This window comes from Microbacterium paulum (genome assembly GCF_015707995.1).
Taxonomy (GTDB): domain Bacteria; phylum Actinomycetota; class Actinomycetes; order Actinomycetales; family Microbacteriaceae; genus Microbacterium; species Microbacterium paulum.
In genome coordinates this window covers 1-1,518 of sequence record NZ_JAAGRY010000121.1, presented here as the reverse complement: position 1 = coordinate 1,518, position 1,518 = coordinate 1, and the positions used below count along the sequence as shown (strand labels likewise).

Genomic DNA, 1,518 nt, shown 5'->3' with positions numbered 1-1,518 from the left:
CCGAGCGCAGGCGACCTGCCCAGCGCAGGCTGAATCCACCGGCATCCGCCTTCCCCCCGGCAGATCGCCTGCGCCGGGCACCGCCGTCGCCGGCAGACCGTCCGCGCCGGGCGGCTACTGGCGACGGAGCCAGTCGCTGAAGCGCGGGCCGAGCACGAGCGCGTCCGGGCCGGGGAGCGCGAGTCCGCGCCGCATCCCGCGCATCTGGGCGGACGGGAGGTCGATGGCCCAGACCGGTCCGCGGCGGCCGGCGTGGCGCTCCCACTCTCGCACCATCTCCGAGAGCCGTTCCTCCCGCGGCCCGGCGATGTCGCGGCTCCGCCCCTGCGGCTCGCCCTCCGCGAGGGAGACGAGGTGCGTCGCCACGTCATCCGCCGCGATCGGCTGCACGCGCGCCCGCGGGGCGAGCTGGACGGGACCGAACCGCGCCTGCGCCGCCACCTGACCGGCGAACTCGTGGAACTGCGTCGCGCGGACGAGCGACACGGGCACGCGCGACCGGGCGTACTCCTCCTCCTGCGCGAGCTTGCCGGCATAGTACCCGTGCGGGATGCGGTCGATGCCGACGATCGACAGCAGGAGGGCGTGCCCGACACCGGCCTGCGCGGCGGCGGCGAGGAGTGCGCCGGAAGCCGCGCGGAAGAACACCGTGGCATCCTTCGCGCGCAGCGTGCCGATGCTCGTCGTATCGATCACCGCGTCGGCGCCGTCGAGCGCGCCGGCGAGCCCCTCCCCGGTGACGAGATCCACCCCGACGGAGCGCGCGAGCACAACGGCGTCGTGCCCACGTCGCTCGGCCTCCCGTGTGACGAGCCGTCCGACGGTGCCGGTTCCTCCAGCGATGGCGATCCTCATGCGTGCATCCTTTCCGATCGTGCTGTGCGTGCGGTCATCTCACTGACGACGCAGCGCGACAGAATGTGAGGTGAGACGAGGGGAGCGCGGGATGCCGGTGCCACAGGAGGCGCGCGTCGCCGAGATCGACCCGGCGGATCGCCGTGTGCTGCTGTCTGCCGCGTACCGGATGCTCGGCACGACGGCGGACGCGGAGGATGCCGTGCAGGAGGCCTATGTGCGCTGGATCAGACTCGATCCGGTCGAGCGTGACGGGATCCGTTCGCCTGGCGCCTGGTTGATGCGCGCGACGGCGCGGATCTGCCTCGACGTGCTCGGGTCGGCGCGAGTCCGGAGGGAGCGCTACGTCGGCGAATGGCTGCCGAACCGGTACCCGGGGGTCGCTGGCCCGTCGGCGATCACTCCGACCCGGTCGAGGTCGCTGCACGCACCGAGAGCGTGTCGACGGCGCTTCTGCTGCTGCTCGAGACGCTGACACCCGCGGAGCGGGTCGTTCTGGTCCTCCACGACGCCTTCGCGATGCCCTACGCCGAGATCGCGACGGTCGTCGACCGCACGCCCGCGGCGTGCCGGCAGCTCGGTGCGTCGGCGCGAGCGCAGGTGGGTTCCCGCCGCGCCGTCGCCGTCCCGGTCGAGCGCCACCGCGCCGTCGTCGCGGCGTTC

General features: G+C 73.6%; 2 protein-coding genes and 1 pseudogene. 2 read left to right on the top strand and 1 reads right to left on the bottom strand.

Going from position 1 to position 1,518, the window contains the following annotated elements:
• Window positions 1–114 precede the first annotated feature (114 nt).
• Window positions 115–855, bottom strand: coding sequence for an SDR family oxidoreductase (locus G3N18_RS15710; protein WP_196385180.1), 741 nt, complete (start codon window positions 853–855; stop codon window positions 115–117).
• A gap of 91 nt (window positions 856–946) precedes the next feature.
• Between G3N18_RS15710 and G3N18_RS16530 the strand changes: the two are divergent.
• A pseudogene (locus G3N18_RS16530) lies at window positions 947–1,117 on the top strand (sigma factor); the annotation flags it as partial.
• 92 nt (window positions 1,118–1,209) lie between these two features.
• Window positions 1,210–1,518 (top strand): sigma factor-like helix-turn-helix DNA-binding protein (locus tag G3N18_RS16245; protein WP_268932625.1); only part of this gene is annotated, 309 nt, incomplete at its 3' end.